At 68.7% G+C, this 25,596-nt stretch carries 19 protein-coding genes; 7 read left to right on the top strand and 12 right to left on the bottom strand.

What is annotated here, in order from left to right; translation table 11 throughout:
- Positions 1-295: 295 nt before the first annotated feature.
- The 3 genes from ACFYOH_RS21665 to thyX form a co-directional block, all read right to left on the bottom strand.
- Entirely contained in the window at positions 296-1,981 is a 1,686-nt protein-coding gene (locus ACFYOH_RS21665; RefSeq protein ID WP_388627750.1) for a ribonuclease J, read from the bottom strand.
- A 155-nt stretch (positions 1,982-2,136) separates the two neighbouring features.
- Positions 2,137-3,036, bottom strand: coding sequence for a 4-hydroxy-tetrahydrodipicolinate synthase (gene dapA, locus ACFYOH_RS21670; RefSeq protein WP_388627752.1), 900 nt, complete (start codon positions 3,034-3,036; stop codon positions 2,137-2,139).
- 211 nt (positions 3,037-3,247) lie between these two features.
- Complete coding sequence (gene thyX / locus ACFYOH_RS21675) at positions 3,248-3,997, bottom strand: FAD-dependent thymidylate synthase (RefSeq protein ID WP_388627754.1); 750 nt, start codon at positions 3,995-3,997, stop codon at positions 3,248-3,250.
- A 180-nt stretch (positions 3,998-4,177) separates the two neighbouring features.
- On the opposite strand from thyX, the gene ACFYOH_RS21680 reads away from it, so the two are divergent.
- Positions 4,178-4,414 carry a hypothetical protein gene (locus ACFYOH_RS21680; protein WP_388627755.1) on the top strand — a complete coding sequence of 79 codons (237 nt, stop codon included), beginning with the start codon at positions 4,178-4,180 and terminating at the stop codon, positions 4,412-4,414.
- A gap of 88 nt (positions 4,415-4,502) precedes the next feature.
- A complete protein-coding gene (locus ACFYOH_RS21685) occupies positions 4,503-5,072 on the top strand; it encodes a hypothetical protein (RefSeq protein WP_388627756.1) in 570 nt (189 codons plus the stop codon).
- A 127-nt stretch (positions 5,073-5,199) separates the two neighbouring features.
- Here the strand turns inward: ACFYOH_RS21685 and ACFYOH_RS21690 are convergent, their stop codons facing one another.
- The 6 genes from ACFYOH_RS21690 to ACFYOH_RS21715 form a co-directional block, all read right to left on the bottom strand.
- Complete coding sequence (locus tag ACFYOH_RS21690) at positions 5,200-5,652, bottom strand: hypothetical protein (protein WP_388627758.1); 453 nt, start codon at positions 5,650-5,652, stop codon at positions 5,200-5,202.
- A gap of 13 nt (positions 5,653-5,665) precedes the next feature.
- Positions 5,666-6,418, bottom strand: a complete 753-nt coding sequence (gene dapB / locus ACFYOH_RS21695) for a 4-hydroxy-tetrahydrodipicolinate reductase (protein WP_388627759.1) — start codon at positions 6,416-6,418, stop codon at positions 5,666-5,668.
- A 26-nt stretch (positions 6,419-6,444) separates the two neighbouring features.
- Positions 6,445-7,824, bottom strand: coding sequence for a M16 family metallopeptidase (locus tag ACFYOH_RS21700; RefSeq protein WP_388627760.1), 1,380 nt, complete (start codon positions 7,822-7,824; stop codon positions 6,445-6,447).
- The gene (locus ACFYOH_RS21705; RefSeq protein WP_388627762.1) at positions 7,821-10,040 is read right to left on the bottom strand and encodes a polyribonucleotide nucleotidyltransferase; all 2,220 of its coding nucleotides are present in this window, start codon (positions 10,038-10,040) and stop codon (positions 7,821-7,823) included. The genes ACFYOH_RS21700 and ACFYOH_RS21705 overlap by 4 nt, the downstream gene beginning before the upstream one ends.
- 343 nt (positions 10,041-10,383) lie before the next feature.
- Positions 10,384-10,671, bottom strand: a complete 288-nt coding sequence (gene rpsO, locus ACFYOH_RS21710) for a 30S ribosomal protein S15 (RefSeq protein ID WP_031118350.1) — start codon at positions 10,669-10,671, stop codon at positions 10,384-10,386.
- Between the two features lie 182 nt (positions 10,672-10,853).
- Entirely contained in the window at positions 10,854-11,084 is a 231-nt protein-coding gene (locus tag ACFYOH_RS21715; RefSeq protein WP_388627764.1) for a hypothetical protein, read from the bottom strand.
- 211 nt (positions 11,085-11,295) lie between these two features.
- On the opposite strand from ACFYOH_RS21715, the gene ACFYOH_RS21720 reads away from it, so the two are divergent.
- On the top strand, positions 11,296-11,625 hold the full coding sequence (locus ACFYOH_RS21720) for a DUF397 domain-containing protein (RefSeq protein ID WP_388627765.1): 330 nt from the start codon (positions 11,296-11,298) through the stop codon (positions 11,623-11,625).
- 74 nt (positions 11,626-11,699) lie between these two features.
- Here ACFYOH_RS21720 and eccD read toward each other — a convergent pair whose 3' ends face one another.
- Positions 11,700-13,208, bottom strand: coding sequence for a type VII secretion integral membrane protein EccD (gene eccD, locus ACFYOH_RS21725; protein ID WP_388627766.1), 1,509 nt, complete (start codon positions 13,206-13,208; stop codon positions 11,700-11,702).
- A 335-nt stretch (positions 13,209-13,543) separates the two neighbouring features.
- On the opposite strand from eccD, the gene eccCa reads away from it, so the two are divergent.
- The 4 genes from eccCa to ACFYOH_RS21745 all read left to right on the top strand — a co-directional run bounded on the left by eccCa (position 13,544) and on the right by ACFYOH_RS21745 (position 21,206).
- Positions 13,544-17,509, top strand: coding sequence for a type VII secretion protein EccCa (gene eccCa / locus ACFYOH_RS21730; protein WP_388627767.1), 3,966 nt, complete (start codon positions 13,544-13,546; stop codon positions 17,507-17,509).
- A 247-nt stretch (positions 17,510-17,756) separates the two neighbouring features.
- Positions 17,757-18,218, top strand: coding sequence for a hypothetical protein (locus ACFYOH_RS21735; protein WP_388627768.1), 462 nt, complete (start codon positions 17,757-17,759; stop codon positions 18,216-18,218).
- 5 nt (positions 18,219-18,223) lie between these two features.
- Positions 18,224-20,506, top strand: a complete 2,283-nt coding sequence (locus ACFYOH_RS21740; RefSeq protein ID WP_388627769.1) for a hypothetical protein — start codon at positions 18,224-18,226, stop codon at positions 20,504-20,506.
- Positions 20,507-20,573: 67 nt separating this feature from the next.
- Complete coding sequence (locus ACFYOH_RS21745) at positions 20,574-21,206, top strand: hypothetical protein (RefSeq protein ID WP_388627771.1); 633 nt, start codon at positions 20,574-20,576, stop codon at positions 21,204-21,206.
- Positions 21,207-21,254: 48 nt separating this feature from the next.
- Here the strand turns inward: ACFYOH_RS21745 and ACFYOH_RS21750 are convergent, their stop codons facing one another.
- Both ACFYOH_RS21750 and ACFYOH_RS21755 read right to left on the bottom strand, forming a co-directional pair.
- Entirely contained in the window at positions 21,255-23,366 is a 2,112-nt protein-coding gene (locus ACFYOH_RS21750; protein ID WP_388627773.1) for a protein kinase, read from the bottom strand.
- A 33-nt stretch (positions 23,367-23,399) separates the two neighbouring features.
- The gene (locus ACFYOH_RS21755; RefSeq protein WP_388627774.1) at positions 23,400-25,595 is read right to left on the bottom strand and encodes a protein kinase; all 2,196 of its coding nucleotides are present in this window, start codon (positions 25,593-25,595) and stop codon (positions 23,400-23,402) included.
- Position 25,596: the final 1 nt, after the last annotated feature.

A 25,596-nucleotide genomic window follows, 5' to 3' on the forward strand; every position in this document is an offset into this window, starting at 1 on the left:
TCACCCTCTCGGGCTTTCCTCCGGGCGCTTCCCTTCGGTGTTTCCGACTCTATCAGACCTTTTCTCGATCCGATTTCCTCGGTGCTTTCCAGGTTCCCGCGCTTTCTCGCGGTTTCCTTTCCGGCGGTTCCGACTTTATCAGAAGTTCTGAGTCGGGTTTCCCGCCCCCTCCGGGCACCCGTGTCCAGCGCGTGAAGTGCTGGGGTTCCCGGTTGGGCGGAGCCGTAAACGTACTGGAGCGGGGCGCCTCGATGCAAATCGAGGCGCCCCGCTCGGGTGATGCTCCGACGGGCCGTCAGACCTCCACGACCACAGGCAGGATCATCGGCCTGCGGCGATACGTGTCCGAGACCCACTTGCCGAGAGTGCGCCGGACGAGTTGCTGGAGCTGATGCGGCTCCACGACACCGTCCTGGGCGGAGCGCTCCAGCGCTTCCGTGATCTTCGGGATGACGTCGGCAAAGGCCGAGTCCTCGATGCCGGAGCCGCGCGCCTGGACGTGCGGGCCACCGGTGATCTTGCCGGTGGACGAGTCCACCACCACGAAGACCGAGATGATGCCCTCGTCGCCGAGGATCTTGCGGTCCTTCAGGGCGGGCTCACCGACATCGCCGACGGAGAGGCCGTCGACGTAGACGTAACCCGCCTGGACCTTGCCGGAGATCTTGGCCTTGCCCTCGACCAGGTCGACCACGACGCCGTCCTCGGCGATGACGATCCGGTCGTGCGGGACGCCGGTGAGTGCTCCTAGCTCGGCGTTGGCGCGCAGGTGGCGCCACTCGCCGTGGACCGGCATGAGGTTCTTCGGGCGGCAGATGTTGTAGAAGTACAGCAGCTCGCCCGCGGAGGCGTGGCCGGAAACGTGCACCTTGGCGTTGCCCTTGTGGACGACGTTGGCGCCCCAGCGGGTCAGGCCGTTGATCACGCGGTAGACCGCGTTCTCGTTTCCGGGGATGAGCGAGGACGCCAGGATGACCGTGTCGCCCTCGACGATCCGGATCTGGTGATCCCTGTTCGCCATCCTCGACAGTGCCGCCATCGGCTCGCCCTGGGAGCCCGTGCAGACCAGGACCACCTCGTGGTCGGGCAGGTCGTCCAGCGTCTTGACGTCGACCACCAGGCCCGGCGGGACCTTCAGATAGCCGAGGTCACGGGCGATGCCCATGTTGCGGACCATGGAGCGGCCGACGAAGGCGACCCGGCGGCCGTACTCGTGGGCGGCGTCCAGGATCTGCTGGATGCGGTGGACGTGGCTGGCGAAGCTCGCCACGATGATCCGCTTGCGGGCGCCGGCGAAGACCTGGCGCAGCACGTTGGAGATGTCGCGCTCGTGCGGAGTGAAGCCCGGGACCTCGGCGTTCGTGGAGTCGGTGAGCAGGAGGTCGATGCCCTCCTCGCTCAGCCGGGCGAAGGCGTGCAGGTCGGTGAGGCGGTTGTCCAGCGGGAGCTGGTCCATCTTGAAGTCGCCGGTGTGCACCGCCATGCCGGCGGGGGTGCGGATGGCGACGGCCAGCGCGTCCGGGATGGAGTGGTTGACGGCGACGAACTCGCAGTCGAAGGGGCCGATGCGTTCACGGTTCCCCTCGGCCACCTCAAGGGTGTACGGGCGGATCCGGTGTTCCTGGAGCTTGGCCTCGATCAGGGCGAGGGTCAGCTTGGAGCCGATCAGCGGGATGTCCGGCTTCTCGCGGAGCAGGAACGGGACACCGCCGATGTGGTCCTCGTGGCCGTGCGTCAGGACGATGCCCTCGATGTCGTCGAGGCGGTCCCGGACGGACGAGAAGTCCGGCAGGATCAGGTCGATTCCGGGCTGCTCCTCCTCGGGGAAGAGCACTCCGCAGTCGACGATCAACAGGCGGCCGCCGTACTCGAAGACCGTCATGTTTCGGCCGATCTCGCCGAGACCGCCGAGCGGGGTGACCCGAAGACCGCCCTCGGGGAGGGGCGGGGGCGGGCCGAGTTCAGGATGCGGATGACTCAAAAGACTCTCCTCACCACACGCGCCACGTACCGGTCGGGCACGTGGCGCGTGAGACGTTCGTGCAGAAGCAGTTGTCGTTGTGGGGTGCGGGCACCGGTGGCCCGTCTTTTCTGTTGATCTTCAGTTGTGAAGCCTGGGTGGTGCCAAGTCTGTTGTCAGAGCTGTACCCCGCCTGCGGCAAGATCGATCTTGAGCTGGGCGATCTCCTCGGGCGAGCACTCCACCATGGGCGGGCGCAGCGGGCCCGCGGGCAGTCCCTGGAGGGCGAGCGCGGCCTTGGTGGTCATGACGCCCTGGGTGCGGAACATGCCGGTGTAGACCGGGAGCAGCTTCTGGTGGATCTCGGTGGCCTTGACGACGTCGCCGGAGACGTACGCGTCGACGAGGGCGCGCAGGTCGGGGGTGACGACGTGACCGACGACCGAGACGAAGCCGACCGCGCCCACGGAGAGCAGGGGCAGGTTGAGCATGTCGTCGCCGGAGTACCAGGCGAGGCCGGACTCGGCGATGGCCCAGCTGGCGCGGCCGAGGTCGCCCTTGGCGTCCTTGTTGGCGACGATCCGGGGGTGCTCGGCGAGCCGGACGAGGGTCTCGGTGTTGATCGGGACGCCGCTGCGGCCGGGGATGTCGTAGAGCATGACCGGCAGGCCGGTGGCGTCGGCGACGGCCGTGAAGTGCCGGTACAGGCCCTCCTGCGGGGGCTTGTTGTAGTACGGCGTGACGACCAGCAGGCCGTGCGCGCCGTCGCGCTCGGCCTGGCGGGCCAGCTCGATGCTGTGGTGGGTGTCGTTGGTGCCGACGCCGGCGACGACGTGGGCGCGGTCTCCGACGGCCTCCAGGACGGCTCGTACGAGGTCCGATTTCTCCGCATCGCTGGTGGTGGGGGACTCGCCGGTGGTGCCGTTGATGATCAGGCCGTCGTTGCCTGCGTCCACCAGATGGGCGGCGAGCCGCTGCGCGCCGTCGAGGTCGAGTGCGCCGTCCGCCGTGAAGGGCGTGACCATGGCGGTGAGGACCCGCCCGAAGGGGGTCTGCGGAGTCGAGGTCGGAGCCATGGGTAACACGCTACTCGGTGCTCCCTATGCGGTCTGCCCTCGGGGGGTCGGGAAAGTCAGGACAAATGCGGAGCCCGGCACTGCCTGCTCGGGGGTTCAAGCAGTGCCGGGTCCGTTTGATCAGGCTAGATGAACTTCTCTAAATGCCGCAATACGGACACTTCGCGAGGCTGATCCGTACATCCGTTCCGCGCGGGCGAAGAGGGCTTCGCTACGGAGCCACCCGTCCGTTGGCGTTGAAGGCTGCGTAGGTCAGCGGCATGAGCTTCGCCCACTCCGCCTCCATCTTCTCGCCGACCATCTCGATCTCCCGCTGCGGGAACGACGGCACCTTGGCCAGCTCGTGCTGGGTGCGCAGGCCGAGGAAGTGCATCAGGGAGCGGGCGTTGCAGGTGGCGTACATCGAGGAGTAGAGGCCGACGGGGAGGGCCGCGCGGGCGACCTCACGGGCGACGCCCTCGGCGAGCATCTTCTGGTACGCCGCGTACGCCTGCTCGTACGACTCCCGCAGGGTGCCGGTGACCGCCTCGTGCTGGGCCGGGGTGCCCTCGACGAAGACGTACTTGCCGGGGCGGCCCTCCTGCACGAGCTTGCGCTCGGCGCCGGGGACGTAGAAGACCGGCTGGAGCTCCCGGTAGCGGCCGGACTCCTCGTTGTACGACCAGCCGACCCGGTGCCGCATGAACTCGCGGAAGACGAAGATCGGAGCGCCAATGAAGAACGTCATCGAGTTGTGCTCGAACGGGCTGCCGTGCCGGTCGCGCATCAGGTAGTTGATCAGGCCCTTGGAGCGCTCGGGGTCCTTCTTCAGCTCGTCCAGGGACTGCTCGCCGGCGGTGGAGACCCGCGCGGCGAAGAGGACGTCGGCGTCCGAGGCACTGGACTTCACCAGCTCGACGGTGACGTCAGTGCGGAACGTGAGCGACTCGGGGGTGGTCACGGGGGTTGGGGTCCTTCCCATCACAGCTGTGGTTCGCGCCCACCTTACGGGGCACCCGCCCGGGCCACGGCAGTACCTCGACGGTACCTGGCCTCAAAAATCCCACCACGGATTTTTTCCGACATGGGCACCTTTTGTGTCACTCGAGCGTCTGTATCGGTGAGGCCTACACGTTCGACCCCGAAAGGAGACGTTCCCCCGATGTTCCGTCGGCGCGAGCCCGTACCCTTCGCCTTCCTGGCCGAGGCGGACAGGTTCCGCAGCAATGTCACTCCCCCGCCCCGTCCGCGCTCTTCCCTCGGGGAGATAGCCGGGCGCTGGCTGCTGGGACTCACCCTCGTCGCCGGGCTGGTGGGAGCCCTGATCCTCGGCATGCCGGCGATGTCCACCCCGTCCAGTACGCCGACACAGCAGTCCCAGGCCTCCCAGGGGCACTGACTCTTCCGGCCACCCAAGGGTGGTGGGCGGGCACAGCGGCGGATAGCCTCACCGGCACAGCCACGCATGCACCGAGTGAGGAACAGCCGTGCCCCTGTCCTTTCTGACGGCCGACCGCACCTTCGAGACCTTCGAGGCCGCTTCCGAGAGCGCGCTGCCGTACGACGACCGGGAGCGCTGGCGGCGCCCCTACCGTCCCGGTCCCTGGCGGGTGGCTGTGGCGGCACTGGCGCTGCTGCTCGCCTCCTTCGTGCTGTTCGCCGCGGTGGCCATCGCCCTGACCGGCTCGGTGTCCTCGGCCGGGGCGGTCTTCGTCGGGGCACTCCTCGTCATCGCGGGCTCGCTGCGGCTGCTGCGCATGGGCGTGTGGGTGAGCGGGCGGGGGCTGCGCCACGTCGGCTTCCTGGTGACGCGTACGGCGCCGTGGGCGCGGGTGCTCTCGGTGCGGACGGTGCAGCAGCCGGTGCGCTGGCTGGGGCTGCCGCGGACGGTGCAGGGGCAGGCGCTGACGCTCGTACGCAGGGAGCGGGCGGCCGAGGACACGTCTGAGTTGCTGACGACGCACACGCTGGACTTCCTGGGCCGCCCGGCCGCGTTCGATCGCGCGGCGGACACGGTGGAGGCTTGGGCGGCGGAGTACGGCGGCAGGCGCCGCTGACCGAACTGCGGCCCTGTGCTGGTGCGGGCCGGGGGCGGGGACGGCCGCCGCGCGCCGGGAGGTGCCGCCGTGCCGCCCCCAGCGGCATGACTGCCCGTAGCCAGGTGGGTACGGCCGCCGGCCGGCGTCAGGCCTCGACCGGCCTGCCGTCGTGCAGGGCGATGGCCCGCTGCATCGCCTTGCGGGCGCGTGGGGTGTCGCGGGCGTCGTGGTAGGCGACGGCGAGGCGGAACCAGCAGCGCCAGTCGTCGGGGGACGCCTCGGTCTCGGCCTTGCGCTTCGCGAAGACCTCATCGGCCGAGTCGCGGTCGATCCGGCCGCTGGGCAGGCGCTTCAGCTCGTCGACCGGCAGGCCGCCCTCGGCGTCGAGTTCGGCGGCGAGGGCGTTGGCCCTGCGGACGAACTGGGTGTTCTTCCACAGGAACCACAGGCCGATGACCGGCAGGATCAGCACCGCCACCCCGAAGGTGACGGTCAGGACCGTGCCGGACTGGATGAGCAGCACGCCGCGGCTGCCGACCAGGACGAAGTAGAAGACCAGGACGGCGGCCGTGACGAGGTAGGTGATCTTCGCGCGCATCGGGGAGTCTGTCTCAGCTCAGGTCCAGGAAGTGTTCCAGGCCGAAGGTCAGGCCCGGAGCGGTCACCACGCGGCGGACGCCGAGGAGGATGCCCGGCATGAAGCTGCTGTGGTGCAGGGAGTCGTGGCGGATGGTCAGGGTCTCCCCCTCGCCGCCGAGCAGCACCTCCTGGTGGGCCAGCAGGCCGCGCAGGCGGACGGCGTGGACCGGGATCCCGTCGACGCTGGCGCCCCGCGCGCCGTCCAGGGCCGTCACCGTGGCGTCCGGCGCCGGGGCCGTACCGGCGGCCCTGCGGGCCTCGGCGATGAGCTGAGCCGTGCGCGTGGCCGTACCGCTCGGCGCGTCCACCTTCTTCGGGTGGTGCAGCTCGACGACCTCGACCGACTCGAAGTACGGCGCGGCGATCTGCGCGAACTTCATCGTCAGCACGGCCCCGATGGAGAAGTTGGGCGCGATGAGCACACCGGTCTCCGGAGACTCGGCCAGCCAGCCCTTCAGCTGCGCGAGGCGCTCCTCGGTCCAGCCCGTCGTACCGACGACCGCGTGGATGCCGTGGTGCACGCAGAAGTCGAGGTTGTCCATGACCGAGTCGGGAGTGGTCAGCTCGACGGCCACCTGAGCGCCGGTCTCCGCCAGCGTCTGGAGCTTGTCGCCCCGGCCGAGGGCGGCGACCAGCTCCATGTCCTCGGCGGCCTCGACCGCCTTGACCGCCTCGGACCCGATCCGGCCCCTGGCACCGAGGACCGCCACGCGCAGCTTGCTCATCTCTTGTGCTTCCTTGTCAGGAGTGGTTAGGCGACGGCGTCGTGCAGCCGCGCGGCCTGCTTGTCCTTCAGCGGGCCGATGACCGACAGCGACGGGCGCTGTCCCAGGATGTCGCGGGCGACCGAGCGGACCTCGTCCGGGGTGACCGCGGCTATCCGGTCCAGCATGTCGTCGACGGACATCTGCTCGCCCCAGCACAGCTCGCTCTTGCCGATGCGGTTCATCAGCGCTCCGGTGTCCTCCAGGCCGAGGACGGTGGAGCCCTGGAGCTGGCCGATGGCGCGGGCGATCTCGTCGTCGGTGAGGCCGTTGACGGCGACGTGGTCGAGTTCGTCGCGGCAGATCTTCAGCACGTCGTGCACCTGGCTCGGCCGGCAGCCGGCGTACACCCCGAACAGACCGCAGTCGGCGAAGCCGGAGGTGTACGAGTACACGCTGTAGGCGAGGCCGCGCTTCTCCCGGACCTCCTGGAAGAGGCGGGAGGACATGCCACCGCCGAGGGCGGTGTTGAGCACGCCCATGGCCCAGCGGCGGTCGTCGGTGCGGGCGAGGCCCGGCATGCCGAGGACGACATGCGCCTGCTCGGTCTTGCGGCCGAGCAGCTCGACCTTGCCGGAGGTGCGGATCGTACGGCTGCCGTCGCGCGGGCCGATGGGCTGCGCTTCTAGGCCGTTGAACGCGCCCGCCCTCTCGAAGGCCGCGCGGACCTGTCGTACGACCTTGTTGTGGTCGATGTTGCCGGCGCAGGCGACCACCAGGTGGGTGGGGTCGTAGTGCTTCCGGTAGAAGCGGCGGATGCGGTCGGCGGTGAGGGCGTTGACCGTGTCGACCGTGCCGAGGACGGGGCGGCCGAGGGCGTTGTTGCCGAACATGGTGTGCGCGAACAGGTCGTGCACACAGTCGCCCGGGTCGTCCTCGGTCATGGCGATCTCTTCGAGGATCGCGCCGCGCTCGACGTCGACGTCCTCCTCCAGGATCAGCGAGCCGGTCAGCATGTCGCAGACGACGTCGATGGCCAGCGGCAGGTCGGTGTCGAGCACGCGCGCGTAGTAGCACGTGTACTCCTTGGCCGTGAACGCGTTCATCTCGCCGCCGACGGCGTCGATGGCGGAGGAGATGTCCAGCGCGCTGCGCTTCTGCGTGCCCTTGAAGAGCAGGTGCTCCAGGTAGTGCGTGGCGCCGTTGAGGGCCGGGGTCTCGTCGCGGGAGCCGACGTGCGCCCAGATGCCGAAGGTCGCGGAGCGGACCGAGGGCAGGGTCTCGGTGACGATGCGCAGGCCGCCCGGAAGGGTGGTCTTGCGGACCGTGCCGATGCCGCCTGTGCCCTTGATGAGGGTTTGGGTACGGGCGACGGCCCGCGCCTCCGAAGAGGGGCGGGCCGTCACCTTGGAGCTACGGGACGTCACTGCTCGGCGTCGTCCTTGTTCTCGTCGTTGCCTTCCTCGCCCTCGATCACCGGAACGAGGGAGAGCTTGCCGCGGGAGTCGATCTCGGCGATCTCGACCTGGACCTTCTGGCCCACGCCGAGGACGTCCTCGACGTTCTCCACGCGCTTGCCGCCGGCCAGCTTGCGGATCTGCGAGATGTGCAGCAGACCGTCCTTGCCGGGCAGCAGGGAGACGAACGCACCGAAGGTGGTCGTCTTGACGACCGTACCGAGGTAGCGCTCGCCGACCTCGGGCATCGTCGGGTTGGCGATGCCGTTGATCGTGGCGCGGGCGGCCTCGGCGGAGGGGCCGTCGGCGGCACCGATGTAGATCGTGCCGTCGTCCTCGATGGTGATCTCGGCGCCCGTGTCCTCCTGGATCTGGTTGATCATCTTGCCCTTGGGGCCGATGACCTCGCCGATCTTGTCGACCGGGATCTTGACGGTGATGATCCGCGGGGCGTGCGGGCTCATCTCGTCGGGCCGGTCGATGGCCTCCATCATCACGTCGAGGATGTGCAGGCGGGCGTCGCGGGCCTGCTTGAGGGCCGCGGCCAGGACGGAGGCGGGGATGCCGTCCAGCTTGGTGTCGAGCTGGAGGGCGGTCACGAACTCCTTGGTGCCGGCGACCTTGAAGTCCATGTCGCCGAAGGCGTCCTCGGCACCGAGGATGTCGGTGAGGGTGACGTAGTGCGTCTCGCCCTCGATCTCCTGGGAGATCAGACCCATGGCGATACCGGCGACCGGGGCCTTCAGCGGCACACCGGCGTTCAGCAGCGACATGGTGGAGGCGCAGACCGAGCCCATGGACGTCGATCCGTTGGAGCCGAGGGCCTCGGACACCTGGCGGATCGCGTACGGGAACTCCTCGCGCGTCGGCAGCACCGGCACGAGCGCGCGCTCGGCGAGGGCGCCGTGGCCGATCTCGCGGCGCTTCGGGGAGCCGACGCGGCCGGTCTCACCGGTGGAGTACGGCGGGAAGTTGTAGTTGTGCATGTAGCGCTTGCGGGTCACCGGGGAGAGGGTGTCCAGCTGCTGCTCCATGCGGAGCATGTTGAGGGTGGTGACGCCCAGGATCTGGGTCTCGCCACGCTCGAACAGCGCGGAACCGTGCACCCGCGGAATCGCCTCGACCTCGGCGGCGAGCGTACGGATGTCCGTCACGCCGCGGCCGTCGATGCGCTTCTTCTCCTTGATCACGCGCTCGCGGACCAGCTGCTTGGTGAGCGAGCGGTACGCGGCGGAGATCTCCTTCTCGCGGCCCTCGAACTCCGGCAGGAGCTTCTCGGCGGCGAGACCCTTGACGCGGTCCAGCTCGGCCTCGCGCTCCTGCTTGCCGGCGATGGTGAGCGCCTGGGCGAGCTCGGGCTTGACCGCGGCGGTCAGGGCCTCCAGGACGTCGTCCTGGTAGTCCAGGAAGATCGGGAACTCGCCGACCGGCTTGGCGGCCTTGGCGGCGAGGTCGGACTGGGCGCGGCACAGGACCTTGATGAAGGGCTTGGCGGCCTCCAGACCGGCGGCGACGACCTCCTCGGTCGGCGCCTCGGAGCCACCCTCGACCAGCTTGATGGTCTTCTCGGTGGCCTCGGCCTCGACCATCATGATCGCGACGTCGCCGTCCTCCAGGACGCGGCCGGCGACCACCATGTCGAAGACGGCGTCCTCGAGCTCGGTGTGCGTCGGGAAGGCGACCCACTGACCGCGGATCAGCGCGACGCGGACGCCGCCGATCGGGCCGGAGAAGGGCAGACCGGCCAGCTGCGTGGACGCGGACGCGGCGTTGATCGCCACGACGTCGTACAGGTGGTCGGGGTTGAGCGCCATGACCGTGCAGACGACCTGGATCTCGTTGCGCAGGCCCTTCTTGAAGGACGGGCGCAGCGGGCGGTCGATGAGGCGGCAGGTGAGGATGGCGTCCTCGGAGGGGCGGCCCTCACGGCGGAAGAAGGAACCGGGGATCTTCCCGGCCGCGTACATCCGCTCCTCGACGTCGACCGTCAGCGGGAAGAAGTCGAGCTGGTCCTTGGGGTTCTTGGAGGCGGTGGTGGCCGACAGCACCATGGTGTCGTCGTCCAGGTAGGCCACGGCGGAACCGGCGGCCTGCTTGGCCAGGCGGCCCGTCTCGAAGCGGATCGTACGGGTGCCGAAGGCGCCATTGTCGATGACGGCCTCGGCGTAGTGGGTCTCGTTCTCCACTAGCGTTTTCTCCGTTACATATCGTCTTTCGTCCCTTGGCTGCCCGTGTGGCAGGGGGACTGCGGTGGAGAAGCGCGCCGTGCGGTGCGGGCCGGTCTTCGATCGAAGCACCCGGGGCTCGCTTCCCCCCGGGGGCCACTACCGAGGACCGGCGGCGGCTAGGTGCGCTTCTCCTCGTTCTGTGTCGTACGTCGTTCTGTGTCGTACGTATTGCGTTGTGCTACCACACTACAAAGCGTGAGTGACACTCCGCACGTTTCCGCACGTGCAAGGAAGGTTTCCGCACGTACGACGAAGGGAGCGGCCCCCGGGTCCTTCCGGGAACCGCTCCCTTCACGGCGTCTTACTTGGCGCCGGCCGCACCACGGCGGATGCCGAGGCGGTCGACCAGCGTACGGAAGCGCTGGATGTCCTTCTTCGCCAGGTACTGGAGAAGGCGGCGGCGCTGACCGACGAGGATCAGCAGGCCACGACGGGAGTGGTGGTCGTGCTTGTGGGTCTTGAGGTGCTCCGTCAGGTCGGAGATCCGACGGGAGAGCAGAGCGACCTGGACCTCGGGGGAGCCGGTGTCACCCTCCTTGGTACCGAACTCGGCCATGATCTGCTTCTTCGTAGCGGCGTCGAGCGACACGCGTACTCCTCATAGTCTGTTGAATGCCACCGAGTGCCCCCGGTCTACGTCTCGGGGGAGCTTCCGTTACTCGGGAGGCGGGGATCCGCTGGGCGCGGCCACCAGAGCCCTTTCAGTGGGCTCCGGAGGTGCGTACACAAACGGCCGTCACTCAGGGTACCAGTACGGTTCGGCCGTCCGTGTCACCCGTCGCGCCGGGCGTTCCAGATGAGGACGGCCACGATCACGAGGACCAGGACGATGACCGTGATCCACACGAAGCCGCCGCCACCGGATCCGTGGCTCCCGTAGTGGTGGTGGCCGCTGGAGTAGCTGCCGTGATAGCTGCTGTGGTAACCGCCGCCCCGGCCGCGCCCCAGGGCAAGGGGGTCGGTCGACGGGAGGGACCATGGGGCGGTGCCAGGCATGCTCATGCCCGGGAATTTACGTGCCCATGGCATGTCATGGGCACGCGCATTGCGTGCCTGTGACGAAATCTCCGCGCTCCGGGCACAAGCGGCCGCCCGGTGAGATCGGCCGTCCCTCCTCCAGGCGTTGACCAGCCGGTTTCACGGTACGCGTGCGTGGTCTCCCAGTAGGGTGACGGCGCAACGCCGTCCGTATGCCGAAGGGGGCCGCTTCACCATGGCCGAGACACAGGGCACGAGCGCCGGGACACCGGCGCCGGAATCGCAGGAAGACGTCAAGGCGCGCAAGGAGCGGGAACGGGACGAGCTGTACGCGCTCGACATCTCCGGCGTGGAGTGGCAGTGCGCGCCCGGCACGGAGGAGCACGAGGAGCGGGTCGAGATCGCGTACCTGCCCGGCGGGGCGGTGGCGATGCGCTCCTCCCTCGACCACGACACCGTGCTGCGCTACACCGAGGCGGAGTGGCGTGCGTTCGTGCTGGGGGCGCGGGACGGGGAGTTCGATCTGGAGCCGGCGGAGCGCAACGGGGGACTTTCGGCGCAGTGAGCGGAAGACGGAAAAGGGGCGGCACGGATGCGTGCCGCCCCTTGTCCTCTCCGTGGCTTTCCCGGCGTCGGTCCTCAGCTGGTCATCGCCCGTGCACGCGCGTACACGTCGAACACGGCCAGCGCCAGCGGGATCAGCGTGAGCAGGACGAAGCTCTCGGCGATCTCCAGGAAGCGGCCCCAGAAGGGGGTGACACCGCGGCGCGGAGTGATCAGACCGATCGCGGTGACCAGGGCGGTGGCCGCGCCGACCGCCGCGGCGAGCCAGATGCTGCGGATGTCGAGCGCCGAGGTGTCGCCCTGGAAGGCGTCGATCAAGTAGCCCCGGGGCGGGTTCAGGGCGAGCCCGAGGCCGAGGAAGACGAGGGCGGCGAGGCCGGCCGCCAGGGTGGCACCGACCTGTGCGGTGTAGCGGAAGAGGTGGGCCCGCATCAGCATCGCCACGCCGGTCGCGAGGGCCAGGAGCTGGGCCCAGATGTTGCTGGAGAAGCCGAGGACGATCGACGCGCCCACGGCCACCAGGGCACAGCCTCCGACGAGGCCGACGAGGAGTTCATGGCCGCGCCGGGCCTGGGCGGCCACCCGCTCGGCGTCCACGGGCTCCTGCGGGGCGGGCTCGCCGGTGTCGTAGCCGCCGCGGGAGGGGTTGGGCGGTTCGAAGCCGATGGGCAGCCTCGCGAAGCGCATGGACAGGCCCGGCAGGAAGGCCAGCGCCACGACGGACAGCGGGGCGCAGATGGCGGCCGTCTCGATGGGCTTCAGATCGGTGAGGGTCGCGATGAAGGTGGTGACCAGGCCGATGGTGGAGGCGAAGAGGAACGCCACGAAGGGGCCGTCACCGCCGGGCGAGACCAGGGTGAGCACCAGGGAGGCGACGAGGACCGCTGTGCAGGCGAGGAGGAACTGGAGCCGTCCGATGCCCTCGTGATGGGCGAGCGGCAGCAGTCCCGAACCGGCCACGCCGATGTTCGGCAGGGCGCCGAGTCCCAGCGCGACCGCGGAGCCCCGGTCGTCGTACACACGCGCGCGTACGCAGGCGATGGTGACCAGCAGGATGCCGGTGACGCCCGCGATGATGCCCTGCAGGCTGTGCATGTCGTGGTGGATCTGGGCGCTCCAGGCCACGAAGGCGAGCAGCGCGGGCAGGATGCCGCCCGCGACGAGACCGGCGGCGCGGGTGAGGTCGCCGCTCCACAGGGTGCGGTCGCGGGTGACGGCGGAGGCCACCGCCTCGGAGACGTCGTCGAGGACGGCGGGCGGCAGCGACTCGGCGAACGGGCGCAGGGTGAGCAGCTCGCCGTCGAGGATGCGCTGCGCCGTGAAGGACCGGGCGCCGTCGAGGACGGTGCCGTCGCGCCGTACGAGGTGGTAGCCGACCGGAGCGCCCTCGGCAGGGCTCTGCTGGGCCAGGCGCAGTATCTCCGGGTACAGGTCGGCGACCGGTACGTCGTCGGGCAGCGCCACGTCGATGCGGCTGTCGGGCGCCACGATGGTGACCCTGCAGAAGCCGAATCCCATGCCCGCCCCGGAAGGGGCTCCGGTGCCGTGTCCGCCGGTCGCGCCGGCCGGCGCGGAGGCCGTCATGCTCACCTGCTGTTCCCCCTCGTCGGTGGTGGGGCGGCCGCGGTACCGCCGCGCACCTTCCGCCCGTAAAAATCCTGTGTAGGTTGTGCGGCGCCACACGCTCCACCGGTCAACCGAGCGGTCGCATCCGGGGTTTGCGGGGAGGCGCCTCCTTCGAACCGTTGCGGATTGCCCGAGTTTTCCCGGAACGATTCGCAACTGCTCACGCGTCTCACCGGCACCCTACCGCCAGCCGTTGTCAGTGGTTGTCAGTAGGATCGCGCTTCGCGATCGACGTTCGCCTGACACGGGGCGGCGGACGAAAAATCTCGGTCCGGCAAGGGAATTGGTGCGTAGTGAGCCACATCGTCGTCAAGCGCCCACCGCGGGCACTGCCGAAGGAAGTGCCCACGGACGAGGTCCTGCTGCAAGCTCCGCCGGAACTTCCGCGCGGCCAGCAGGAGAGCGCTTGGATGCAGCTCCTGCCCATGCTCGGCATGGGCGGGTCGGTGGTGTTCTTCTTCAATCCGCAGGCCCAGCCCTTCATGAAGATCATGGGCCTGCTGATGGTGGCCTCCACTGTCGCCATGGGCATCTCGATGCTGGTCCGCTACCGGCGCGGCAACCAGGGGCAGATGGCCGACATGCGCCGTGACTACCTGCGTTACCTCTCGCAGACCCGGCGCGCCGCCCTGGACACCGCCAAGGCCCAGCGCGACGCGCAGTACTACATGCACCCTTCGCCGGAGCAACTGTGGGCGCTGGTCGCCGAGGGCAGCCGGGTGTGGGAACGGCGCACCGGGGACGAGGACTTCGGACAGGTGCGCGTGGGTCTCGGTCCGCAGTCCCTGGCCACTCCCCTGATCCCGCCGGAGACCGCCCCGGTGGACGAGCTGGAGCCGCTCACCGCGGGCGCCATGCAGCGCTTCCTGGCCACGCACAGCACCCTCGACGAGCTGCCGATGGCGGTCTCGTTGCGCGCCTTCTACCACGTGACGATCAGCGGCGAGCCCGGCACCGTGCGCGGCGCCGCCCGTGCCGTCACCGCCTCCCTCGCCTCGCTGCACTCCCCCGAGGACCTGGTCATCGCCGTCGTCGCCGAGCGCCGGTCGGCACCCGAGTGGGAATGGGCCAAGTGGCTGCCGCACGTGCAGGCCCCGGGCCTCGCCGACGGCGCCGGCAGCATCCGTCTGATCACCACCGACCCGGTGGAGCTGGAGGACCGGCTCGCCTCCCGTCTCCAGGGCCGCCCGCGCTTCCACCCCGGCGGCCCCCCGGTCCCCGAGCAGCCGCATGTGGTGGTCGTGCTCGACGGCGCCTCCCTGCCCCCGACCTCCTTGCTGGCCAGCCCCGAGGGCATGCAGGGAGTGACGGTCCTGGAGATCGTGCCGGGCGACCTCACCATCGGCCGCGGCGACCTGTCCGTCGTCGTGCAGCCCAAGGAGCTGCGCCTGGAGTCGGCCCACGGCATGGTCTACGAGGGGACGCCGGACGTCCTGTCGTACGAGGCCGCCGAGGCGCTCGCCCGCCAACTGGCGCCGCTGCGGGTGGCGTCGGGCGGGGACGACGACGAACCGCTGCTCGCCAACCTTGAGTTCACGGACCTGCTGAACCTGGGCGACGCGGCCTCGGTCGACCCGAAGCGGACCTGGCGGCCGCGCTCGCAGTCGGAGCGGCTGCGGGTGCCGATCGGTGTCGGTGAGGACGGCCGGCCCGTCATGCTCGACCTCAAGGAGGCCGCGCAGGAGGGCATGGGCCCGCACGGCCTGTGCGTCGGCGCCACCGGGTCCGGCAAGTCGGAACTGCTGCGCACGCTGGTTCTCGGCCTCGCCGTGACCCACTCCTCCGAGACGCTGAACTTCGTCCTCGCCGACTTCAAGGGTGGCGCCACGTTCGCGGGCATGGCCCAACTGCCGCACGTGGCGGCCGTGATCACCAACCTGGCCGACGACCTGACCCTCGTCGACCGCATGGGCGACTCGATCCGCGGTGAGCTGAACCGCCGCCAGGAGCTGCTGCGCGACGCGGGCAACTACGCCAACATCCACGACTACGAGAAGGCCCGCGCGGCCGGCGCCCCCCTGCAGCCGATCCCGTCCCTCGTGCTGGTGATCGACGAGTTCAGCGAGCTGCTGACCGCCAAGCCGGACTTCATCGAGATGTTCGTGCAGATCGGCCGTATCGGCCGTTCGCTGGGCGTGCACCTGCTGCTGGCCTCGCAGCGCCTGGAGGAGGGCCGGCTGCGCGGCCTGGAGACCTATCTGTCGTACCGCATCGGCCTGCGCACGTTCTCGGCGGCCGAGTCCCGCGCCGCGATCGGTGTCCCGGACGCCTACGAGCTGCCGAACGTGCCGGGTTCCGGTTTCCTGAAGTTCGGCACCGACGAAATGACGCGGTTCAAGGCGGCGTACGTCTCCGGCGTGTACCGCACGAGCTCGCAGCAGGCCGCGGCGTTCGGCGGCCCGCTGCCCGTCGACCGCAGGCCGGTCCTGTTCACCGCAGCGGAAGTGCCGGTGCAGTACGCGCCGATCCCGCAGCAGCGCAAGGAGGTGGCGACCGAACAGCAGGACGACGCGCTCGCCGACACCGTCCTCGACGTGATCGTGCGGCGCCTGGAGGCGCAGGGTCCGGCCGCCCACCAGGTATGGCTGCCCCCGCTGGACAGCCCGCCGTCGCTCGACGCGCTGCTGCCGGGCCTCGCTCCGGTGCCCGGCCGTGGCATGACCCAGCCGGGCTACGAGGGCGCCGGCCGGCTCGTCGTCCCCGTCGGCCTCATCGACAAGCCCTACGAGCAGCGGCGCGACCCGCTGTGGCTCGACTTCGGCGGCGCGGCCGGCCATATGCAGATCATCGGCGGCCCGCAGTCCGGCAAGTCGACACTGCTGCGCTCGATCATCGCGTCGTTCGCCCTCACCCACACCCCTCGAGAAGTGCAGTTCTACGGCCTGGACTTCGGCGGTGGCGGTATGGCCGCGGTGTCCGGCCTGCCCCATGTGGGCGGCGTGGCCTCACGCCTCGACCCGGAGAAGGTCCGGCGTACGGCGGCCGAGGCGTACGGCGTCATGACCCGGCGCGAGGAGTACTTCCGCTCGGCGGGCATCTCCTCCATCGCGGAGTTCCGCTCCCGTCGGGCGCGCGGCGACATCTCGGTCACCGACCAGCCCTGGGGTGATGTCTTCCTCGTCATCGACGGCTGGGGCAACTTCCGCACGGACTACGAGGCGCTGGAGCCGCTGGTCCTGGACATGGCCCAGCGCGGTCTCGGCTACGGAATCCACGTGATCATCACCGCGTCGCGTTCGATGGAGGTCCGATCGAACCTCAAGGACCACCTGATGAACCGCCTGGAGCTGCGGCTCGGTGACCCGATGGACTCGGACATCGACCGCAAGGTGGCGGCCAACGTGCCCACCGGGGTGCCGGGCCGCGGCCAGACCCCGCAGAAGCAGCACTTCATGGCGGCGGTCCCGCGCATCGACGGCCTCTCCTCCGACACGGACCTGGCGGAGGCCACGACCGCGCTGGCGGCCGAGGTCACCCGGCACTGGCAGGAGCCCGGCGCGCCCGAGGTGCGCCTGCTGCCCCGCGAGTTCCCGGCGGCCCAGCTCCCGCCCGGCGACCAGTTCCCGAACCGGGGTGTCTCCTTCGCCCTCGACGAGGACAACCTCGAGCCGGTGTTCGTGGACTTCGAGCAGGACCCGTTCTTCCTGGTGTTCGGCGAGAGCGAGTCCGGCAAGTCCAACCTGCTGAAGCTGCTGATCAAGCGCCTCACCGAGCGCTACGACGGCCAGAGCTGCAAGCTGTTCGTCGTCGACAACCGGCGCTCGCTGCTCGGGGTGACCCCGGACTCGCACCTGGCCGAGTACATCCCCATGTCGAACCAGATGCAGCACCACATGGACGCGCTGGCCGACCTGATGCAGCGCCGTACGCCGACGGCCGACGTGACCCCCGAGCAGCTGCGCAACCGCAGCTGGTGGCGGGGCCCCACGGTGTACGTCGTCATCGACGACTACGACCTCGTGTCCACGTCGAGCGGCAACCCGCTGGCAGGCCTGACGGAACTGCTCCCCTTCGCCCGCGACGTCGGCGTCCGCTTCATCATCGCCCGCTCCACGGCGGGCGCCGGCCGCGCCGGCTACGAGTCCTTCATGCAGCGCATCAAGGAACTCGGCGCCCAGGGCGTCGTCCTCGCCGGCGACCCGGCGGAGGGCGAACTGCTCGGCGGGGTCCGGCCGCGGCCGATGCCGGCGGGGCGGGGGATCTTCGTTTCTCGGAAGCGGGGGAAGCCCATGGTGCAGGTGGGGTTGGTGGAGTCCTAGCGGACAGTCACCCTTTCGAGCGATACGGCTCTCGAGCCGAACCGGATGCCGCGGACCGTGATGGTCCGCGGCATCTTGGCGTTCTGCACAGAGCTGAGGTGGAGGCGTTGTGCGCAATCGGGATCGCCGCTCTGTCAGTTCGTACGTCCTGATATTTTTACCCGCATCAGACGATCCACTGGGGAACGCTAGACGGTCCTGCGGCAAACCCATGACCGAGCGGCCACTTCGCGGGGGATGATCACCCATGGCATGGGAAGAGTGGGAGCAGCTGAAGACGGACGCACAGGCGCGTCGGCAGGGCGGTGTGACACACACGCAGCTCAACCAACTCGCCGCTCCCGATGGAGGAGGCGGCGGCAGCACCCGCGGTGACCTCAACGTGCACCAGAAAGACCTCGCCTCGATCGGATCAGCGGCACGCGCACTCTTCAACGACTTCGACCGGTACCACGACCGGGCCCGCCTCTCTTCCATGAAGGCGGCCGGAGGGCTCAAGAGCGAGGGATTCGCGCTCGGGGCGGCACTCGATCATGTCGCCGAGCACTGGGTCGACCAGGCGCAGACCCTGCTCGACGCCTGCGCCCACATCTCCAATCACCTGCGCTACACCAAGAACCAGCATGCCGCGGACGACACCTACATCGCCGGCACGCTCAGCAGCATCTCCCAGCTGGACAAGGGCTTCGACGAGCGGAAGGGCAGCTGACGGCGATGGATCTCGATGCCCTGCGGCATGGCAACTTCTCGCAGCTCGGTGAGGCCATCACCGACTGGGAGGAGATGACCAAGGATCTCGCGAACCTGGAAGAGGACGCCCGCAAGAACCTGAAGGGCGCTGCGGACAAGGCGAGTTGGGCCGGAGTCAACGCGCAGGTGAGCCGGGAGTTCATCGACAAGACCGCAAAGGAGTTCGCAGACGCCCACACCCAGGCGGACTCCATCACAAAGATCCTCAAGGACACACGTGGCGAACTCATCGGCTACCGCGACCAATTGAACGACACGCTCGAGCGCACCCCCTACAAGTACTGCACCGTCATCGACACCGGTCACGGCACGTTCACCGTCACCGGGAATCCCCGTCCCGACTGGGCCTCCGATCCGAGCGGCAAGACAAGCCCGGTCAGCCAGAAAGACGTCGACGATCTCCGCAACGAGGTCCAGCGCATCCTCAACAATGCGACCGAATGCGACAACACTGCGGCAAGGGCACTCAAACTTCTCGTCGACCAGGCCAAGTACGGATTCTCCAGCGCCCACTACGAGAACCGCGACGAAGCCGCCAAGGCGGTCGCGGACGCCGACCGGATGGCAGCAATCCTCGCGAAGAACCCGCATGACGTGACGAACACGGAGCTGGCGTCGCTCAACTCCACCTTGGCCAAGTACAAGGACGACCCGCTCTTCGCGGAAGAGCTCGCCACGCAGTCCGGCCCCAAGAAGGTGCTCACCTTCTGGGCCGGCATCGCCGACCCCTACCAGGGCACATACGACCCCGACCGTGCCGAGCAGGCCAAGGAGCTCCAGAAGAACCTCGGGACCACCATCGGTCTGGCCACGCTCTCCGACAGCGACAGGATGCAGAGCTGGGAGAAGCAGATGATCAAGCTCGGTCCCGACCTGCTCGGGATCGACGACGCCAGCAATCCGACCGGTTACGCCGTCATGAGCAACCTCATGCGTTTCGGCGACTACGACGACCAGTTTCTCAACGACTACGGCAACGGGCTTCTGGCTTACGACAAGAAGGTCAACGGCGAGGGCATCAACCTCTGGGTCAACAACGCGAACCAGGGCGACCTCAATTACTGGGGGTACAAGAACGACCGGGGTCGCGACCCAGTGACCGGCTTCCTGGAGGCGCTCGGCCACAACCCGGATGCGTCGACGCAGTTCTTCGCGCAACCCGACGGCACCGGTGACACCGTCAACAAGGACTCCGAGGTCAATGACCATCTGAAGTACCTAACCAAGGAACGCGTCTGGGTGTCTGACACCACTCTTGAGGGCAAGCACGACTACGTTGCGGGGCGGGACTCGCTGGGTCATGCTCTAGAGGCGGCCACCACCGGATACTCCTCCGACGCCGACGCAAAGGACGTGGTGGCGGGCGACCGACGCACCGCGGCCACGGCAAGTGTCATGGAGCAGGTGGTCCATCTCTACGGGGGTCAGGATGGACCGAGAATGCTGCATGACCAGCCCGAACTCGCCGACAGCCTGGGCAAGATGGGCGGTGCGTACATCGATGACATCGACTACGAGCTTTCCGGCATCGGCGACCACAGCAAAGACACGGCTGACTTCCCTGCCCGGTACGCGGGGCGCGCGCACTTCGGGAGCCAGGGAGCCATCGATTTCCTGAGCGTTCTCGGACAGGACGAGAACTCGCACAAGGTTGTGACGACGGCCCAGCACCTCTACACCTTGAGCATGCTGGATGCGCACCCGCCGACCAGCGATGCGAACATAAACCACGCGCGGGACATCATGACGGTGGGTGCGGAATCCCGCGGCATCCTGGACAACTCTCGTGTACAGCAAGCAGAAATGACGTACGGCGAGAATTCTGATGATGCCAACAAGGCACTGGGCAGGTCGGCCGACTGGAAGAAACTGATGGTCGGGGCAGTCGTCGCGGGTGGTGTGGCAGCCGTTCCCCTTCCTGGATCAACCGCCGCTGCTCTCTTCATCGCCCCTCTCGCGGCGGACACGGTCACCGACGCGGCCAACACGCTGCTGGGCCATGAAATCGACAAGGCCACGGACGATGCGGAATCCGATCCGCTTGTCCCGTCGCAGATGACCAGCCGCAAGTTCTATGGCCAGGGAGTGGACGACCTCGGTTCGACCTATGACTCGTACTTCAAGGACCATCCGCAGGCGAGGGACAAGGCTGATGAGCAGCAATGGGTCCAGGAAGTAAAGATCAGCTATTTGGGTACCGGCTCACACGAGAACGACTACCGAGGCCGACCGCCGTACAAGGACTGATCATGGATGGAAGATGCAACCTCTGCCAAGATACTGTAGGCGCAGCACGGCCCTTTTTGTAGCAGCCGTGACGCTGCTCGTCGGCGGTTGCGGAGACAACTCCAAGAAGGGTAACAAGGAGGAGTTGGGCACGGGCGTCGCCGCGGGCAGAATCTGCGATGGAACGCTCGACACCACAGCCGGCGAAGCGCTGCAAAGCCTGGGCGGCACGAGTCGGTTCGACGAAGGCTCAGGAACCAATGAGGCAGGTGAGCCGCGCAAGTTTTCGTTGAAGACCGCGGTCGAGCACCTGCATGACGAGTACCGCAAGCGAAGTGCGTGCTGGGTTTACAAGGCGGGTGACGACAGCGGGGAGCCTCTTCTCGAGATCCGGTTCTCGGCATCAAGCAGTTACCCCTCGGCCACTCAGCAGGAATCCGGCGGCCACCAGACCAGGTATGCGCTTGGCGTGTATGCGCACGCGGGGCCCAATGGGGCTGATCTGTTCTTTCGATGCACCACCAAAGCGCCGTCCGAAGAGGCGTACGTCGGCGATACGCGATACGTGAAGGCGGAGCTGTATTCCACCGCCGCCAAAATGCGGGGCAACAGCATCGACAAGGACCGGATGGTGGTCCTCAATTCCATGTCTCGCAAATTGACCCAGGAAGCAGGGTGCTCTTCCGAGGCCGGCCTTCCGGCTGTGGTGCCCTCTCAATGATCGACAACATCGGGGCCGGGGCACGCCCTGCGCGGCACGCTGCAGCGCTCAGAACGCCGCAACAGCGATGACCGAGCTGTCGTGCAGGACAAAGACACGATTGCCGGCGGCGGCAAGGCGGACGTATTCCGACTGGGGCAGACGGTAGCTTCGTGCACTCTGTCCGTCGGCCACCCGCACGGAATTGACCAGCAGCGCCGGCTGGTCCGCACGGTCGTCGAGCTCGACCGCCCAGACGGCGTGGCCCTGCCGTACCACCGGGCTCGCGGGGTCCGCACAGTCGAAGGCATCCCACAGCACCGTGCCGTCCTTCTTGGACAGGTACCGGATGCCGTCCCCCGCGCTGGCATAGACCGCGTCCTCGTAGGCCGCCGGAGGGCCCCACTTGTCCCAGTCGTTCTCCCAGTCGCCGAGCTTGGTGCTCCAGATATTCTCCCCGTCGCTCAGCCGACGGGCGTCCAGTGACTTGCCGTTGATGTACACGGTGTTGTCGTAGACAGCGGGACGGACAGTGACTTTCTGGTGGTCGAGTCGGGTCCACGCCGTGCGGCCGTTACTGGTGTGCACCACGAGCACGGTGCCGACCGAGGTCGACACAACCAGCATGCCCTGGCCGATCACGGCCGGGGTGAGCAACTTGCCTCGGAAGTCGGCGGGGACCGGCGTCGTCCAGCGAATCCTGGCGTCTGAGCGGTTCACACTGCGCAACTTGTTGTCCTTCGTCACGAAGTACACCGCATTCTCGTCGGCGGCGAGGAGCGTGCCCGCCTCGGCCGCCGGGCACGTCCACTTGGGTTCACCGGTGGAGGGCACGAAGGTCCGCAGCACGCCCTTGCTGTCAGCCCCGATGACGAGCCGATCGGAGAGGGAGAGATAGCCGCTCTTCGTTCGGAGGTGAGGCGCCGTCCAGCGGCGCTTTCCGTTCGTGATGTCGAAGGCCGCGACACCACCGGTCGCCACACCGAAGACGATGACGTCTCCGACCGGCAGCAACGGCCGGGAGTAGGCGTCTGCTTGGTCAGGGACTTCCCACAGGTCCGTCGGCTGGACGTCATGGGTGAAGGGGTCCTTGACCCCCTCGATGTCCAGCTTCTGTACGGGCATGCGCACCGCCGGAGGAATGCCGAAGGGGTCGCTCTTCCTCTTCGATGAGGCAGCCCGCGAGCCGATCCACCACGCCGCCGTACCACCCCCGCCTGCCAGGATCACGCCTCCCGCGGCCAGCCCCGTGAGCAGACGCCTCCGGGTCACGGACGGGGCCGTCTCGATCGTGACGGGCGCGGTCAGCCGGTGTGCCGCGGCCTCCCGTTCCTTGATGGCGTCAGCGATCGCTCCACGCCGCCACATCCGGTCGGCCCCCTTGGGCGCCGCCATGGCCTCGCCGATCCGGGCCAGAGCAGGACGCGCGGCGGGGTCCTTGGCCAGGCAGGGCAGGATCAGCTCTTGCAGCTGCGGGGCAATGCCGTCGAGCCGAGGCTCGCCGTGCACCACTTCGTACTGCACGGCTGCGATGTGCGAGCCCTGGTACGCCCGGCTGCCACTTGCCGCGTAGGCCAGCACCGCGCCGAGCGAGAACACGTCGGCCGACGGAGCCACTCGCCGGCCGAGCACCTGCTCGGGGGCGCCGTACCCCGGTGTGACGGGCACCTGTCCGGTCGTGGTCAGGGTCAGCCCGTGTTCGGGCCGGGCGATGCCGAAATCGATGATGCGCGGTCCGGACGAGGTGAGCACGATGTTCGGCGGCTTCAGGTCCCGGTGGATGAACCCGGCCGCGTGGATGTCGGCGAGGGTCCGGGCGAGCACACCGGCAAGAGCGCGCAGAGCCGGCTCGTCGAGAGGACCGTAGGTGTCGACCGCCTGGTCCAGCGTGAGCCCCGCGAGGAATTCGGTGGCGATCCATGGCCGTCCGCCCTCGGTCCACGCGCCGAGCACGTTAGCGATGCCATTGCTCCGCACCGCCCGCGCGGCCTGCGCCTCGCGCACGAACCGCTGGGCGAGATTGGTGTCATGGGTGAGTTCGGGCCTGAGTACTTTGACGGCGGCCAGGCTGCCGGCACTGTCCTGTCCGACGTAGACCTTGCCCATGCCGCCTTCCCCGAGGACCCCGAGGACGCGATAGGGACCGAGACGGAGTGGGTCGCCGGTACCGAGGGGTTTCATAGATGGTCTTTCTGCCGGGAGGCGATGGTCACGTCATTTGAAGGGATAGGCGGTCAGGTCGGTGCTGTTGACGCCGAGGAGCAACTTCGAGTCCGTGTCGGCGTGGAACTGTTTGCCGCTCGTCTGGTACGTCAGCGCGGTGGTGCGGTCCGACAGGCTGACCGCGTGCAGCAGGGCCGCGTTCTTGTAGTAGGCGTAGTCGGTGCCGAGGACGGGTGGCCAAGCGGTGGAGGCCTCGTCCGTCGCTCCGCCCTTCTCGGTCCAGAGCACTCTTCCGGTGTCCGCGTCGAACGCCGTCAGCCCGGTCCCCGCACCCACCGCATGCACCACACCCGCCCTGAGCGTCGGTGGACTGTATGCACGGTCCGTCGTGGTCTGCCAGGCGACGGCCCCGTCGCTCAGCCGCAGCGCACGCAACCGGCTGCCCCCGAGATACACGTGATTGCCATCCGCGGCGATCCCGCCGCGCAGGATGTCCGGATCGTCGATTTCATACGGCCTATCCCACACGACGGCGCCGGTCGAGGCGTCTCGTACGACGATGTGCACGGTCCACTCCTCCACTTCCTGGAGTGTCACCAGGCGGCTGCCGACGGCCCAGGCGGCGAGCATGTGCAGCCTCTTACTGTCGTCCGGCCGCGCAGGCAATCCCTTCGACCACAGCGGCTTGCCGGTCCGAAGGTCGGCGGCGCGGATGGTGAAGGTCTGCCGAGCCATCATGTAGCCGGTGCCGTCCTCCTTCCCGTTGCCGACGACGACGTACGCGACGCGGTCGGTAACGCAGAGGAGTTGATGTGTGGTCAGCTGGTTGTTGCTGTCCGCGAACCGGGCGAGTGTCTTGGCTGTCTTCCCGTTCCGCGGGTCGACGGTCCGCAGGGTGACGGCGGACCCGATCCCGTCGTCGGTCTCGTACCCCAGCTTGAGCCCATAGAGGCGGCCACCCGCCACGACCATCTGCCAGCCGCTCTCCAGGCTGTACATCCGCCACATGCCGGCCCCGGTCCTGGGGCTGACGCCATGGGTGTATCCGCCCATGGGAACCACGATCGTTCCGCCCACCCCCTGGGGGACGACCATGCCGTAGATGTCCGTGAGCATCATGGGGTCGAACGGGTACGACCACAGCGGCTCGAGGTTCCGCGTCTGACGGACGCTGCCCTGGCCGGTCGTACCTCCGCCGCCCCGCGCTGCGGCGCGCTCCTGCCACCACCACGCGCCTCCACCGGCCGCCGCGCCGACGGCGAGCGCCCCACCGAGCGCGAGGAACCCGCGGCGCGACGGGCGACGGCCGGCCTCCGTAGTGCCCGCCGCCTCCGGACCGGCCGCCGGCGCGGGCAGCCGCTCGGGCAGCAGCTTCCAGATGCCGGCGGCCCGTCGAGCGATGTCCGCGAGCAGCTCGTGGGGCAGGTGGTCGGCGAACTCGCCCTTTCCGTCGTGGAGTTGCGTCGCGAGTTCAGCCGTGCTGGGGCGGGCCCCCGGCTCCTTGGCCAGGCAGCGGGCCAGCACCGGCACCAGGGCGGCCGGTACGCCGCTCAGGTCCGCCTCTGCATACCGCACCCGGTACAGCAGATCCGCCGCCTGCCCGTGCCCGAACGGGCCGCGTCCGGTGGCCGCGTACACCAGCACCCCGGCGAGCGCGAACACATCGCCGGCCGCGTCATGTTCCTGACCGGTGGCCTGTTCCGGCGACATGAAAGCCGGCGTACCGACGGCCGCGCCGGCGCGGGTCAGACGGTCGTCGCCGATCGCCCGCGCGATGCCGAAGTCGATGACCTTCGGGCCGTAGGCGGTCAGGAGGATGTTGGACGGCTTGAGGTCGCGGTGTACGACGTCCGACCGGTGCAGCTGGCCGAGTGCGGAGCACAGGGCGGCGCCGAGGGCGCGCACGGACTGCTCGGGCAGCGGTCCCCCGGCCTCGACGACCTCGTCGAGCGGGGGGCCGAGCACGTACTCGGTGGCCAGCCAGGGTGTCTCCGCGAGCGGATCCGCGTCCATCACCCGCGCCCCGAACTGCTCGCCGATGACCCGGGCCGCGTCCACCTCCAGCCGGAACCGCATGCGGGCCGCCGGATCGGTGGCGATGGCGGCGTGCATGGTCTTCAGGGCCACGGTCCGACCGCCAGCGGAGCGCGCCACGTAGACGGTGCCCATACCGCCGCTGCCGAGCCGGGCGGTGAGCCGGAAGGGGCCGAGGACAACGGGATCGTCATGGTTGAGGGGAGTCGGCATA

Origin of the sequence: Streptomyces sp. NPDC007856, assembly GCF_042868225.1 — a bacterium.
Lineage (GTDB): Bacteria > Actinomycetota > Actinomycetes > Streptomycetales > Streptomycetaceae > Streptomyces.